Annotated in this window: 12 protein-coding genes; 10 read left to right on the top strand and 2 right to left on the bottom strand. The window is 53.6% G+C overall.

Going from position 1 to position 15,185, the window contains the following annotated elements:
- The first annotated feature begins 12 nt into the window (after positions 1-12).
- The 8 genes from EBB79_RS08105 (at position 13) to EBB79_RS08070 (ending at position 6,758) form a co-directional block, all read left to right on the top strand.
- Complete coding sequence (locus EBB79_RS08105) at positions 13-153, top strand: GpE family phage tail protein (protein WP_127748438.1); 141 nt, start codon at positions 13-15, stop codon at positions 151-153.
- Positions 140-3,175 (top strand): phage tail tape measure protein, encoded by a 3,036-nt coding sequence (locus EBB79_RS08100; RefSeq protein WP_127748437.1) that lies wholly within the window; start codon positions 140-142, stop codon positions 3,173-3,175. Before EBB79_RS08105 ends, EBB79_RS08100 begins: the two co-directional genes overlap by 14 nt.
- Positions 3,175-3,576 (top strand): phage tail protein, encoded by a 402-nt coding sequence (locus EBB79_RS08095; protein WP_238705027.1) that lies wholly within the window; start codon positions 3,175-3,177, stop codon positions 3,574-3,576. Before EBB79_RS08100 ends, EBB79_RS08095 begins: the two co-directional genes overlap by 1 nt.
- A complete protein-coding gene (locus tag EBB79_RS08090; protein ID WP_127748436.1) occupies positions 3,573-3,776 on the top strand; it encodes a tail protein X in 204 nt (67 codons plus the stop codon). Before EBB79_RS08095 ends, EBB79_RS08090 begins: the two co-directional genes overlap by 4 nt.
- Positions 3,777-3,780: 4 nt before the next feature.
- Positions 3,781-4,755, top strand: a complete 975-nt coding sequence (locus EBB79_RS08085; RefSeq protein ID WP_127748435.1) for a phage late control D family protein — start codon at positions 3,781-3,783, stop codon at positions 4,753-4,755.
- Positions 4,756-4,904: 149 nt separating this feature from the next.
- Positions 4,905-5,087 carry a Com family DNA-binding transcriptional regulator gene (locus EBB79_RS25575; protein ID WP_420850400.1) on the top strand — a complete coding sequence of 61 codons (183 nt, stop codon included), beginning with the start codon at positions 4,905-4,907 and terminating at the stop codon, positions 5,085-5,087.
- Between the two features lie 35 nt (positions 5,088-5,122).
- Positions 5,123-5,887 (top strand): DNA adenine methylase, encoded by a 765-nt coding sequence (locus EBB79_RS08075; RefSeq protein WP_238705071.1) that lies wholly within the window; start codon positions 5,123-5,125, stop codon positions 5,885-5,887.
- Positions 5,888-5,972: 85 nt separating this feature from the next.
- On the top strand, positions 5,973-6,758 hold the full coding sequence (locus EBB79_RS08070; RefSeq protein ID WP_127748432.1) for a hypothetical protein: 786 nt from the start codon (positions 5,973-5,975) through the stop codon (positions 6,756-6,758).
- Positions 6,759-7,844: 1,086 nt separating this feature from the next.
- Here EBB79_RS08070 and EBB79_RS08065 read toward each other — a convergent pair.
- Positions 7,845-11,171: a WD40 repeat domain-containing protein gene (locus tag EBB79_RS08065; protein ID WP_127748431.1), complete on the bottom strand. Its 3,327-nt coding sequence runs from the start codon at positions 11,169-11,171 to the stop codon at positions 7,845-7,847.
- Between the two features lie 720 nt (positions 11,172-11,891).
- Positions 11,892-12,341, bottom strand: a complete 450-nt coding sequence (gene mntR / locus EBB79_RS08060) for a manganese-binding transcriptional regulator MntR (protein ID WP_127748430.1) — start codon at positions 12,339-12,341, stop codon at positions 11,892-11,894.
- 111 nt (positions 12,342-12,452) lie between these two features.
- Between mntR and EBB79_RS08055 the strand changes: the two genes are divergently transcribed.
- Both EBB79_RS08055 and EBB79_RS08050 read left to right on the top strand, forming a co-directional pair.
- The gene (locus EBB79_RS08055) at positions 12,453-14,306 is read left to right on the top strand and encodes a cytochrome c peroxidase (protein WP_127748429.1); all 1,854 of its coding nucleotides are present in this window, start codon (positions 12,453-12,455) and stop codon (positions 14,304-14,306) included.
- Entirely contained in the window at positions 14,306-15,166 is an 861-nt protein-coding gene (locus EBB79_RS08050; RefSeq protein WP_127748428.1) for a phosphate/phosphite/phosphonate ABC transporter substrate-binding protein, read from the top strand. Before EBB79_RS08055 ends, EBB79_RS08050 begins: the two co-directional genes overlap by 1 nt.
- Positions 15,167-15,185 lie beyond the last annotated feature (19 nt).

Below are 15,185 nucleotides of genomic sequence, written 5' to 3'. Positions count from 1 at the left end.
GTGGAAGAGGCAATGGCGGATATCGCCTTTGTCTTTCACTGGCCCCCCGATGTGATGGACGACCTGCCCATCGAAGATCTGGCCCTCTGGCGCGAAAAAGCGCGACAGCGGCTCAAAGCTCAACACGAGGCAACGCACCATGGCAGTCGGTGATCTAAATGTAGCTTTGATTCTGGATCTGGTGGACCGGGCCAGCGGCCCGGCCCGCCAGGTCATGGGTGCGTTGCAACAGATCGGCCATGTCACCGAACAGACCGGGCGCAACGGTGTGGACTGGGCCAATGCCCAGATTGCGGCCACCGAGGCCCGCCGCGCCGCATTGCGCGGCGAGGCCTTTGCCGTCGCCGCCACTGGCTATGCGCTTTACAAAGCCCTGCAGCCCGCCATCCAGTTTGAGACCGCAATGGCCGGTGTCTCAAAAGTCATTGATTTTGACAGCCCCGAGGGCCTGGACAAAATGAGCAGCGACATTCTGGCGCTCACCACGTCCGGAGCCCTGCCAATGGCGGCCGAGGGCATTGCGGAGATTATTGAAGCGGCCGGTCAGGCTGGCATTGTCGACTCTGCCCTGCCCGACGACGAGGAACGCAACCAACTGCTGGCCTTTGCCCGCGACGCGGCCCAGATGGGCGTTGCCTTTGATATCACGGCCGAGCAATCCGGTCAGGCCATGGCGACCTGGCGCAGTGCCATGAAGCTGACCGCAAGTGATGCTCTGGGGCTTGGCGATGCGATCAACCATATCTCTAACAACATGAACGCCACCGCCCCGGCGATGGTGGATATCATCCGCCGCCAGGGTGCTGTGGCGCAGTCGGCCGGGCTGGTGGAACAAGAGATCGCGGCGCTGGCCGGGGCCTTTCTATCGGGTGGTGCCGCGCCGGAAGTGGCGGCCACGGGTATGAAAAACTTTCTGGGCGCACTGACCAAAGGCGAGGCTGTCACCAAGCGACAGGCAAAGGTGCTGGACGCCCTTGGCTTTGATCCGGTGGCGCTGTCCAAGCGAATGCACGAAGATGCCCAGGGCGCAATTCTGGACGTGGTCAATGCCATGGCTGATCTGCCCGAATACCAACAGAGCGCCGCTATCAGCCAGCTATTTGGCGAGGAAAGCAAAGGCGCGATTGCACCGCTGTTGACCAATGTGGATCTGCTGCGCGAGGCGTTTGAACTGATCGCAGATCCGTCAGATTATGCGGGCTCCATGCTGGCGGAATACCAAAAGCAAGCCGCCACCACTGCCAATGCCATCGTGGTCACCACCAACTTTGTCAAAGGCTTTGCCATTGCGGCCGGGTCCATTTTGCTGCCCGAGTTGAACGAGCTGCTGGCGGTGCTGCAGCCGATGATTGGCGCAAGCATTGAATGGGCTGAGGCCCACCCGGAATTGATCACCCAACTGTTCCGGCTCACGGCTGGATTGCTTGCGGTAAAGATCGCCTCCATTGGCTTGCGCTGGGGGCTGTTTTCCACGCTGCTGCCCATCCTGCATGTGTTTCGCGCCGCGTCCTGGATGGTGATGATGCTGCCCCGCCTTGCGGCTGGATTGCTGGCGCTGCTGAACCCTTTAAAGCTGATCCGAGGCGCTCTGTTTGCTCTGCGTCTGGCCTTCATTGCCACCGGTGTTGGCGCACTGCTGGTCGGGATCGCGATGGCCGGAGTGTGGATCTACAACAACTGGCAGGGCCTGCAGACTTTCTTTGTCGGGTTCTGGCAGACGTTCCGCGACGCCCTGGGCCCGGCCGCGCCAATGCTCGACAGCATTATCACCTATGCCAAAGAGATCTGGCAGTGGTTCACCAACCTTCTCGGGCCAATGGATGCCACCGAACAGCAGTGGCTAAGCTGGGGCACCAATGCGGGCACTGCCCTGGGCGGTGTGGTCGGCCGAGTAATAGAGTGGACCAGCGCCAACAGCGGATTGGTCGCAACTGTTGCCAAGCTTTATGGGGGCTGGCTGGCCCTGCGCCTGGTCTGGCTACTGCCCATGGCCCCAATTCGGGCGGCGGGCCGATTGCTGGCCTGGATTGGCAAAGGCCCGATGGTGGCGCTATTGCGCGGGGTCAAACTGCTGTCCACGGCCTTTTGGCGATTGGGGCTTTTGATGCTGGCCAATCCGGTTGGGTTGATCATCACCTCACTCGCGGCACTTGCCCTGGTGGTTTATCAAAACTGGGACCGGTTGGTGGCCTTTCTGACTGAGAAAGTTGAGGCGGTGCGCGCGGCCTTTGACCAGGGTATATTGCAGGGCGTGTTTAAACTGCTGGCCGAGTTCAATCCCTTCACTCTGGCCATGGAGGGGATGCAGGGTCTGATTGCCTATGTGATGGAGCTGCTCGGCGTTCCCGAACAGATCGTCGAGGCGTTTCGGGCCTTCAGTCTTTATGACACCGGCGTCGCGCTGATCCAGTCGCTATGGGACGGGCTCGGCTCACTTGTGGGCGCAATGGTTGATGAGATCCGGCTGAATATGGAAGACGGCATTCTGAATGGCGTCTTCAAACTGATTGCCAAATTCAACCCCTTCACCGCAGCGGTAGACGGCGCGGCCCGGATGGTTGCCGTCGCCATGGAACTGATGGGTGTTCCCGACGAGATTATCGCCAAGTTTGCCGAGTTCAGCCTCTATGATACCGGCGTCGCACTGCTCCAATCCTTATGGGACGGTATGAGTTCACTCCTTACGGAAATGGTAGACGCCATCACTGCAAAACTGGCCGCCTTAAAGCCCCAGTGGATCACCGACGTAATGAACTGGGTCAGCGGCGACGACCCCAACTCCAGCCAACCGGCCGGGCGCGACAGCGGCGGTCCGGTTCGGGCCGGTATTCCCTACCTTGTTGGCGAGAGATCACCGGAGATCTTTGTGCCCGGTGTTTCCGGTTCAATCCTGCCCACCCGCGTGTTGCGCGCCGCTATGGCAGCCTCTGCCATCACCGCACCGGCCGCCGCTCTGCCCAGTCAGGCCGAGGTCCTGCAAAGCATCGACCAGCGCCCGGCAATGTCAGCGCCTGCGGCCGCGCCAGCCATAGTCCAGGAGGGCGACACAGTAACCTTCAACATTTACCCAACCCCCGGCATGTCGCCCGAGGATGTGGCGCGCGAAGTGCGCCGCGAGCTCGATGCGCGTGAGGATGCGCGGCGCAGCGACTTACACGATGGAGCGACATTCTAATGCAACTTGGTTTAGTCATGATGGCGCTTGGGGCTTTCCGGTTTGGTATGAGTAATGGCGGCCACCAGCAGCTCTCACGCAGTGCCGCCTTTCGCTGGCGCAAGGTCAACCGGATCGGCCGCGCGCCTGCCCTGCAATACGGGGGGCCGGATGCGCAGGAAATCACGCTGGAAGGGGTGATTTACCCCCACTTCAAAGGCGGGTTGCGCCAGGTCGATTTGATGCGGCTTCAGGCCACAACAGGCCTGCCGTTCATGATGGTCGACGGGTTGGGTTGGGTTTGGCAGCGTTGGGTGATTGTGCGGGTCGAAGAACGCAAGAGCTACCTGATGCGCGACGGGGCACCTCGCAAGATCGAATTCTCCCTAACTCTGCGCTCATACGGGACGGATTTGGCATGACCAACTATCGCACCAAAGACGGCGATATGGTCGACGCCATTTGCCGCTCACACTACGGCTCTGAGGCCATGGTCGAGCTGGTCTATGAAGCCAATCCGGGCCTTGCAAAACGGGGACCGGTCTTGCCGCTTGGGCTGGTGTTGATCCTGCCGGAAAAAGCCGTTGAACCCGTCGCCAAACCGCTGCGACTTTGGGGCTAATGCCATGACGCCAGACTTTCAAATCATCGCCAATTCTGTGGACCAAACCGCCCAATTTAAGGACCGCCTGGTCAACCTCACCTTGACCGACCAAGCGGGCCAGAAATCTGACACGGCGCAAATCACTTTGGACAACCGCGACAACCGCATTGAACTGCCCGACGTGGGTGCTGTCCTGGACATCAGCCTTGGTCTCAAAGAGACTGGTCTGGTGCCGATGGGTCGCTATGTGGTTGACGAGCTATCCGGTGATCTGTTCCCCAACACGCTCACCATCAGCGCCAAGGCGGCCGACATGTTGGGCGGCATCAAAGCCCCCAAAACCCGCAACTGGGACGACGTTACTGTCCAGGACATCGTCGCCAAAATCGCCGGTGAAAACGGTCTTGAAACTGCTGTTGCAGAGAGCTTAAAGGCTCATTTTTATGGGTACCTGGCGCAGACCGCTGAGAGTGATTTGAACTTCCTAACCCGCCTCGCCCGCGACCTCGACGCCACCGCCAAACCGGCAGGCGGCGCGCTGGTCTTTATCAAACGTGGGATCGGCAAAGCCGCCGACGGCTCCGACCTTCCAGTGCCAGTTATCAACGTCACCCAGATGAGTCGGGGAAACTGGAAGGCCAGCGGCCGGGGCAAGTACAGTAAGGTCATTGCCGAGTGGTCCGAACTGGGCGCTGCAAAGGTGCGCCAGGTCAGCGCAGGCGATGGTGAGCCGCTGCTAAAACTGCGCCACCGTTATGCCAGTCAAAATGAGGCGCAGCGCGCCGCAGACAGCGCTCTGGAAAGCAGCAAACGCGCCAGTGGTAAGGCGTCCATCCAACTGGCTGGATTTGACGGCGGATTGCTGGCCGAGGGCTTTGTCGATCTGCAGGGCATACACCCAGGTTTGAGTGGTAAATGGCTGGTCACACAAGTCACCCACCGCCTGGGCAACACCCTGATCACCAGCTTTGACGGTGAGCGGGATAACGACGCATAACGCCTCCTTACAGGGAGGCTAAGGGGTGCTGTAACACTCCTTAACACGGGGCCTAATATTCACACTAAACCCCGCCGACCAGCTATCGCCTTATGGCCGCTCCCACCCCTCGCGAGGGTGTGGCCTTTCTGAGGTGATTCCACTTGTCCATGCAAGACCAGCGTTGCGGCCAATGTGCCCGGCTGCTATTTAAAATTGAGAGTGATGCCCTACACGGCGCGCTCAATATCAAGTGCCCAAGATGCAAGGCACACAATCACTTGAGGCCACAACAGAGCCCTTTATCCAAGCGGCAAGACCGCGATGGAAAAGGCTCTTTAAAGTGCGTTTAACCCCAGTTCAAAACACCTCACCTGTTGCCCCCTGGATGGGCGGCAAGCGCAACCTGGCCAAACGGATCACCGCGATCCTGGACGCCACCCCACATGGTCTTTACGCCGAGCCCTTTGTCGGCATGGGCGGTATCTTCCTGCGCCGCCAGATGCGGCCGCGCGCCGAAGTGATCAACGACCTCGGCCGCGACATCGCCAACCTGTTTCGCATTCTGCAGCGCCACTATCCGCAGTTCATCGACTGCATGCGGTTCCAGCTCACCACCCGCGTTGAGTTCGAGCGCCTGGTGGCCACCCGGCCTGATACCCTAACCGATCTGGAGCGCGCAGCGCGGTTTCTATATCTCCAGCGCAACGCCTTTGGTGGCAAGATATCAGGGCGGTCTTTCGGGGTGTCACCGGACCGCCCGGCCCGATTCAATCTATCAACGTTGGAACCAATGCTCGAAGACGTTCATGCGCGGCTGAGCGGCGTGGTGATCGAATGCTTGCCCTACAGCGAATTCATCACCCGCTATGACCGACCCACCGCACTGTTCTACCTAGACCCGCCCTACTGGGGCTGCGAGGACGATTATGGCAAGGCGATGTTTGCACCGGATGATTTTGAAGCCCTGGCGCAGTGGATGAAGGTAGCCAAGGGCAAGGCGCTGATGTCGATCAACGACACCCCCGAGATCCGCGAGATCTTTTCTGGGTTTGAGATGGAAGAGGTTGAGGTCAGCTACACCCTGGCCCGCAAGGAAACCGCCAGGGGGAAGCGTGGTGAGCTGTTGATACGGAATTTTGATATCCCGTAAACTCGACAAAAGTTGCTAAACTGAAGGCCACTCGATGTGGTAGAAGTACTTATCTACAATATTCGCATGGAAAGGCATCAATTTGTTGCAAAGCTATTTTAGTTGGTTATCCGACATCGACGCGAGAGTTTCATTTATCATCGTTCAAGCCCCCGACACTAGCGCATCATTTAGTTGGTCGGCGATTATTCCTACAGTAATCGGAGGCGGTATAGCGCTCTTAACAGCGTTGGCTATGTTCTACTTCTCCAATTCCCTAGAGAGAAAAAAACGGGAAGAGGAAAGAATAAGAAACAACGCCAGCAGCGCAGTTTCGGGTTTCTTGAAGTTGACCAGATGGGCCAACTTAGTCGCAAACGTCGATGAACACATCAATAAGTTCTATGAGGAAGCAAACGCGCACGGGCATGAGGCAGACCAAGCATTCCAGATTGTTGGTCCTTCGGTCGGAAAGTTCCTTGAGCCAGATCGATTAACTGTCGAAGAATATAGCTTTTTGTTGTCTAAGGAGCATTCTGAACTCATCGGGAAAATACAGATGGTTGAGGAACGAGCCGCAAATCTGCTTCAACTGTTAGACCAATATTCTTCCGACTACCTAGAATTCTCCAAATGGCTTCACACCGTCCCAGGTTTCTCACGAGAGTTAGATGGACCTATAGCAAAATCCAAAATACCCAAAAAATATATGGCCCAAGTGGATGAACATGGAGCTCAACTAAATCGCATTCTCGCCGGTATCACAGAACACATTGGCGAAGATCTAGTGACAGCCACTCAAGTTATCCAAGAATATGGCCAGGTCGCCCATGACGAGTTCAAACCATATATTGAAAAACTCAGTTTCGAATATCCTTCTATAAGCACTTGAGTTCTTCCAAGAAAAGCTGCAGCAATCCAAAAACGAGTTGCTGCAACTATCTCTGTCCATCCGTGCAAGAAAGTCTGTCCGGCTACAGCGCTCGATATCCAAATGTTGTTGGACACCTATTATTGCAGTAACCGGAAGAGCCCGGAAGATGGTGGAAGAAGCCGGACAGAGCCTTAAAAACATGAGCGTTTAAGATAACGAAACGTGATCTGGACAGAATGGGCGCGTGTCTTTCAAAAAGGCTTAAAACGAGCTTAAATCGCCATTCGGCCGGTATTGGGGCACCAAACTCTGCAAATTCCACCAGCCCGCCAGAGAGCCATATTAATAAGGCTGATGCCCACCACCCATGCCACAGACACCGGTAATTCCAGCGATTTTTGAGCCGTGGAACTAGAAAGTCGCCCTTTTTGTTCACTGCCGACTTTCTAGATAGAGAATAACCGTTTGAAATCATGGCGGTGCGAAAACTCAGAGCGCCTTTTCTTGCGCTGGAACTAGAAAGCAATTTCAGGCGAAGCTATGACATCATGCGCTCGTTCGTGACTGACATGAATTCATACATTGTGCTCTCAATCCTAGGTGCTGTACTGCAGTGTTTTTGCTCTAATAACGGGTTCCAGACTTTCGCTGCGGTCAGCCCCAACGGCGGCTATGCGCAGTTAACGGAGTTTGCAAAGTCTTGGCCGCTTCCCGAAAGCAGACATTCGCGCGGTGCGCAGCGAGCAGCTGGTAGGAGCCCACTGCAGACATGTCGAAATATCGCTGCGTGCACACGCAGCACAAAAATACGTGGCAGATGCAGAAAATTTGATTCTGCGAAGCAGCCATTCAAGACAGCTGCAGCAAGAATAGAGCGGCCAAAGAACGGATTCCGGATACATCAGCCCTAGAGGCTATATCGCGCGTCGAGAAGTTTTCTGAGATTCTTGCGCCCCTAATCTAACCTATATGAGTTTTTCGTTACTATCGACCGCAACTGGCTACCAGTCTAACGCGGTAAATAATTAATGATGGCAAAAATCCCAGTATTACGACTATAGAGATTTGCGAAAAATGATCTCAGGAGGCGGGCTTGTCAGGTATTTATTTTACAAATTCAGTATCCGGAAATGCAATCAATTCCACGCAAATTTTTGGCATCTCACCAGAATTTAGAAAACTCTTCTCAGGTAAATCTTGTTGCAAGCTGGAGTTCGTTAGAATCGTCCGATCGAGTAACGATAAATCTCGTCTCAAAATGGAACAAACTTTTACAATAAGATTGCTAAATTGCGGATATAGCTTCCAAACCCTTACCTCATTGTCTTTCCCGGTCGAAACAAGGCTGGTACCATCATTCGACAGCAAAATTGCCATTGCGTTGTCCGAATGCCCCTCAAAAACGGCCAAACTCCTTTGTTCCTCGACACTCCACAATCGGATTGTGCCATCATTCGAGGCTGTTGCTGCAAATTGACCACCCGAACCAATGCTGGCAGCTGTGATTTCCGAACTGTGACCCTGTAGCGTAACTCGCTGGCCTGCGTCTCTATCCAGAATACGAAGTACATCTCTATTTCCTATGGAATCTACCGACCCTTGAAACCGGTCAGAGAGATTTTGAACATAAGACGAATGGAATACTTCCGGGTCCCTGTAATTCTGCGGTGCATAAGACTTACCAAAATGAACATGTGCTCCATCCCAAAAAATACCTGATGCACTTTCTCGTTCGATCCCTATACTTTCACCATTTTCATCAATACGATAGGCATGAGATGTCTCAGTTCGATGCTCAATTTCGAACAGTTTTCTGGCGACATTTGGATCCCATATTTCAGCAAAACTCCTTCCTCGCAATTGAAGTTGTTTGTCATCATCGCTGAACGAGAATTGGTATGCTCCTCGTCTGCTCTGGAAAGAGGAGGTCATCTGGTATGTCTCAGACGCCCACATAGTTACCGATCCGTCTTCTTGGAGAACCGCGATTTGGTTGCCAGATTGACTATGGGCTATCGCAAGAATTGGAGACCCACTCTTCGGCTCAAGCGTTTCGATTGGAATTCCACTCGGCACGTCCCAAACTCTGGCAGTTCCATCAGCAGAGCCCGTAATCAGTATTGTTGAATGTGGATTAAATTCTGCTGCATATACCGCAGCAACGTGACCTGTTAACTTTGCGGTCCGTTTTCCCCTGTGCAGATCCCAAATCGCGGCAGATTGGTCAATCGAACCGGTTGCTAGCCAGCGACTATCTGGACTTATTGAAATCAAGGACGGACCAGTATGTTCAGAAAAGATAAAATCGGGAGTCCTCGGGCCGGTTGACCAAACTTTAACACTATTGAAATCTCCGACATATACAGATCTCTTTGATTCATCACCATATACAACGTTTATAATGTTAGAGTGCCCAGCCAATTTCTCTATTTGCTGTCCAGTTCTGGAATTCCAAATTGTCACTTCACCTGCAAGATTTGTGACAATAATCCAATCACCATTTTTGCTATAGTAAAATCCGGAAATTTTGGATCCAGGACTATCAATTTCGAACAATTCTGCGCCGTCGGAAGAGTTTCCCGCGAGTACAGAATACTCGCTTTGAGGGACTATGTATTGACTTCCGTTTGGGCTGAATAAGGCATGCTTGTGGTTAATACCCCTAATGCTCATATTTCCTGGGATCCGTTTGACAAGCGTACCCGTCTTTGTGTTCCAAAGCTGTTCGCCCCATATGATCATCCGGGACCCATCCGAGCTCAACGCAGTAATCACACTATGTTCTCGATCAACGTCAAATTCTCCTATCATAGAACCTGTCAATAGATTGAATACACGATAACGCTCCGGAGAAACCTCAAGAACGGCACTACGGCCGTCATGGCTAAGTTCTTCAAATTTTGGGGAATCTGCACCGTGTGGAAACGAAGAAAGTAGTTTCATCTCCTCCGTGTCCCAAATTTTCACAACACGGTCAAAGACTTTTACTGCTCTTGTCCGGTCCGCACTTATTGCAAAATCTCGGAATTCCTCAGGATTCGAAAGCTCCTCGATGAACTCGCCATTCTCAGCGTCAAAAGATCGGATTGTGTACGCGCCAGCATAAGTGTTGACCACCCAGATTGAACTATTACTGGGATTGAAGAAAGCCATACCGTCCCAGCCGACTCTAAAAACAGAAATAACCTTGTTCGTTCGAATGTTGAGGAGAACCGCATTTAGATCATTGCCATTGGTCAATGCAAAATTTCCATCGGTGCTGATCTCAAAGATATCGGTGCTAGTCACTTCCAAGAATGCCTTTTCATTTAAATTGAAATAGCTTTCGTTGAGCGCCATCAGCACTTCGGAGACGAGCGGGCGGTTACCTGCCTCTCTATTCAAAGCAGGTAGCCCTCTCAGCGCAACCAGTGCCGCTGCAGAAGCATTGCCCGCGTTTACCAGTCTTTTTGCTTCTCCCGCCAACAACATAGATTCGCTACGCTCGAACTCTCTGAGCCTAACCTGCGCTAAGTCACGCTGCTCACCTGCGATTCTGGTGGCGTCTTTTTCCGCAACTAGGGAAGCTTCAATTTTGGATTGCGCTTGCTCAGCAAATCTTCGCGCTTCCTCCTCTCCAACATACAGCCCCCAAATCCATATCGTGGCAAAAAATAATGGGGCAAAGTATACTGCTAATTTTACTGGCTCCGCATTGTTAGCGAAAGTTTCAACGGCACCGTCGAGCACCGTAGGAGGGCGTCGTTCATCATAGGGGTCAACCGGCTTGTCGCCACGAAACAATGGCAGCCAAAATTCACGAGCCCAAGAAACATCAAGCCGACCATCTTTGTTATAAAAATAACCACTGTGCCCGAATTCGAAAAACCGGTTCCTAAATCCTCCATGCGTCGCACCACTGAAGCCCGCTCTACCGGCCATACCTGTGAACAGAACGAAGAGCTGGTTAACTAAAAGCACTTTGTCTTTCGAACCACAGTCGTTTATCACGCGCAGTACTGTATCGCCGACCAGATCCCTCCACGGAAACGACCCTCTTAGTACCGATCCTGCAAGAATGATTGTGTGTATTCTTGGTCTTTCTTGGCGTGGGATTCCATGAAGCGCCCAAGCGAGAACGTGTGTGCCAAAGCTATGGCCAATAATGTCTATCCTGTGCCAATTTTTCTTTTTTTCCCAATACAGCAGTTCAGAACGAAAACGCCGTACAACTAGCCACCGAAAAAATGGAATTATAAACGCTATGACCGAAAAGAAACCATACTTGTAGTTTATTACTTTGACTGTATTCCGCCCAAATTCATCGGTGATGAGCGCCTCTAATTGTTCTTGCCATCCGCCAAAAGTACGAATTCCGTGAAGAGTTACAACTAAGCGGCGATCATCTAAAAACGATGAGTGTTCTTCAGTGTTGTTTTTTGGTTTGTCCATGAATTCATATTTCGGTCTGAGGTGCCCGTTTACTGCTATAGCCTAGTGAAATTTCTGGGTTGTGGTCAAACCGAAAGAAATCAGCACTTTCGGACGCAAAAAACACAGCCTAGCAGAGATCCATCTCCTCTTACACCATTTGACCGTTCGAGGCGGCTCTCCATCTCGATTGTCAGAATTAACCGCAGCGATAGGGCGTGTGAGAACTCGCGCTTGGCAGTGGCATCTAATGGCCGATTCGGGGACTTGAACTGCACCGCAGCGACGGGTTTACTGCAGCCGCACAGTGTTGTTGCGTTAGCAAAGGCAGGAAATCGAATGTCGGTAAGGTCCGCCCAGCGGACCTTTAGCCAACCGGATTTGAATGACTGCTTTTGCCGCTGGGCAAGTTTGAGACCATGACCGCTTTGGGCTGGAACCGGCCATTAGACGCGACCACCACTAGCGGCCGCTATGCGCAGATAGTAACATTTGCAAACTCTGGACACAGCTTCAAAGCCAACATTCTGAAGACACGGCTTGCCGGCTGCTTTGAGCCCTCTTCGGCTATTTCCTCAGACACTACCCTTTGCTAGCACAGCATGTAGCGACTGACCCTAACTCGTCTCTGGTTGTGATGTTCAATGTCGCGATGCGGTGTGCCCATTGTAGACATTGAAGCGTGAGTGCAATGTGAATTTCAAGTTAGAGCTGCACCGGTCTACCTGCGAACTCGGGGTCTCAATCTGCCTTTCTCTTGCATGCAAAGGCCTCGAAGACCTGCAGCGTTTCTTCACTGACGTGATGCTCGATACCTTCAGCATCATGTTCCGCGATTTCGGAAGATACTCCCAAAGCAATCAGAAACTCAACAACAGTACGATGACGTCTTTGGCAAGACGCCGCGAGCTGCCGACCTTCGTCCGTCAACTGAATTGAGCGATAAGGTTCGTGCAGGATCAATTCCTCGCGTTTAAGACGCGCAAGGTTCTTTGTCACAGTCGGTTGTGCAACGCCCAGACGTTCAGCGATATCCTTTGGGCGTGCAGATCCATACTGATGAATGAGATCAGCAATCAGTTCAACATAATCCTCCACAATCTCACTTTGGTGGGCTGTACGCACAGATTCGAACTGGCGGACTTGGTCTTCAACGGCGCGTGTAACGGAATTTGAATGAGGCTTTATCATTGGGAATTTATACTCTTAGTGACTTAATCCAGCTTTGCACGCGAAGCATGCGCTTGACAATAAGTTAGCCTTGGCTAATTAAGTTAGCCAGGGATAACTTTTGGATGCGCCATGAAACGATTTTTGACCACAGCTGTTTTGTGCCTGCTGCCCATGACGGCACAGGCCACCGCGCTTGAAGAAGCACCTTGGGCCCCTCGTGCCGCCGCATATCGCCTGACATTGTTTTTGGGCAATCTTGATCCGATGCCATGGGATAAACTAGAAAACAGCTGGACCACGCCCGTCACCGGCAGCGCCCGCAATGTTTCCGCAGTTTCCAAAATGTCCAAAGCAGAGGTTGATGCAGTAACTTCTGCTCTTGGCAGTCAGGACCGTCAGGCGCTGTTTGTAGCCGCGACTGATGTGGTTAAAAATGGCATTTTGCGGTCCCTTGCTGCGGCAGACGACGCACTTGGCACTGCAAATGCAGCTCAAGAGGTCGCCCGCGCCGAGACCCTGTATCGCGCCTTCGCAGATGGCATTAAGGCGGGTGATCCAGCTGGCTTCCGTACACTGGGGCGGGCTTGGTTGACCCTGAATTCCGCGGTGGGCAGTGCTGGATTGTCACAATCTGGTGCCCCGGAGCCTGACCACACTGCGTTTGCTGCTGCGCGCGCGGTTATCGAGACCTATCTGCAGGATAACTTCACCGCCGCCAGTTTCGCACCACGGGCCAAACTGACTTCGGTGCCGGAAACCACTCTTCAGACCGGTGTCTCGGTCGATGTGCCTGTTTCGCTGCCGCCTGGATCCGACATCGCCGATCAGCGCGAATTTCCGCGTCTGATCCTGCAGTTTGAAGAGGCTGGCCTGGATGAGGCCGACATGCCTCTCGTGGCTTACGGCGATATGTTGTTTGACAGTCCCCAGATTTTTGGAGGACCGGCGCGCGATTTGGGCTTTACCTGCTCGACCTGCCACAACCGATCTGATGTGAACCGTGATTTCTTCATTCCCGGCCTCAGCAATCATGCGGGCGGAATGGATGTGGACGGGTCGTTCTTTGCACCGATGTTCAATGATCGCAACGATGACCACCTTGATACTCCATCCCTGCGCGGCATCCGCTTTACCGCGCCATACGGCCGCGACGGGCGCGAAGCCAGCCTGCGCGATTTCACCCGCAATGTGATCGTCACCGAATTTGCTGGCGAGGAGCCGACACCGTTCCAACTGGATGCCTTGATGGCCTATATGCGGCAGTTTGATTTCCTACCCAACCCACAGATTGACCGAGCTGGCAATCTGACCGATCTGGCCTCAGACGCTGCAATGCGGGGTGAAGTCCTGTTCAATACGCCTTTTGACGGACTGAACGGCCGTGCCTGCGCATCTTGTCACACTCCCGAGCGGAACTTCCGCGATGGTCAGACCTATGACATCGGCACTTCTGAGGCGCCGTTTGAAGGTGGCTCTGCAACGCAGTTTGACACGCCGACGCTGCGCAACGTCAACTTCACCGCCCCCTATATGCATGACGGGTCGATACCGACACTTGCTGGTGTGGTAGACTGGTTCAATGATAGCAAATCCCTGAACCTGAATGTCGACGAACGCTCTGATCTGACCGCCTATCTAGAGGCTATCGGCGATGGTGAAGATCCCTATCAAGTGTTTCAGGGTCGCGAGAGCACCTTTCGGCTGGCGTTTGATGAACTGACCACTTTTGCCTCAACCTTGAACACCCTTATCCCGATGCAAGACGCTGAAAACATCGCGCTTTTGGTAGAAACTGTTGCGCCTGACCTGGCAGCGGATGCCTCGGTGATGATTAATCAAGCGGCCAAACCGGATGTCTATCTCTTGTCGGCACATCTACAGGCCGTCGGAGACGCCAGTGCCGCTGGAAACTGGGCAGATGCTGCCACCGCGTGGGATATGTTCAAAACTCTACAATCTGAAATCAATGAGGGGATGTACTAATGTTCAGCCGCCGCATGTTACTTTCATCTTTTAGCGCCTTGACGCTCACCGCATCAGCAGCCTTCGCCGAAGACAGCCTGAAAATCGCGTTCATCCCTCAGGAAAACCCTGAAAAGCTACTGGGGGATATTGATGTCATCACTGCATGGATGGGCGATCAGCTAGGCGTGCCGGTTCAGGGCTATGTGACCTATGACCACGCTGCCGCAGTCGAGGCCCTGCGCAATGGCGATGCTGATATCTCGTTCATGGGGGCGCTGCCATTTGTGCTGGCCGAGGCCCAAATCGGGGCGGAGCCGCTGGTGTCCGAGGTTTACCGGGACTATCCCAGTTACGCGGGCCGGGTATTTGTGCGCAAGGACAGCGGCATTGATACGCTTGCCGACTTGAAAGGCCGCGACATTGCTTTTGCGGATCCCGTGTCAGAGTCCGGCTATCTTTACCCACTTGATTTGTTTGTTGAGGATGGCCTCTTCACCGGCACCCAAGGCGCGGCGGAGTTCTTTGGCAACAGCTTTTTTGCGGGGGGCTACCAGCAGGCGATGCAGGCGATGGCAAACGGGCTTGTTGATGCGGCGGGGGCCAGCCAATATGCTGATATGCTGCTGACACCGGAACAGCAGACTGAAATCAAGGTGATTGGTGAGTCCGTGCAGATCCCCAGCCACGCGATCATTGCGCGCCCTGACTTGGCCGACGAAATGAAAGCAAATTTCACCCAGATGATGCTGACGCTGAACATGCCTGAGAACCGGTATCTTCTAGCGTATCTTTATGGGCCGGATGGATATGTTGTTGCCGATACCACGGCCTATGATGGTGTCCGTCATATGGCGCAGAAATACGGGTTACTTGAATGACCGCATGCCTGTCCCTTTG

The sequence above is a fragment of the Parasedimentitalea marina genome, from assembly GCF_004006175.1.
GTDB lineage: Bacteria > Pseudomonadota > Alphaproteobacteria > Rhodobacterales > Rhodobacteraceae > Parasedimentitalea > Parasedimentitalea marina.
The sequence above is the reverse complement of the archived record's forward strand: the minus strand, read 5'-3'. Positions and strand labels throughout refer to the sequence as shown.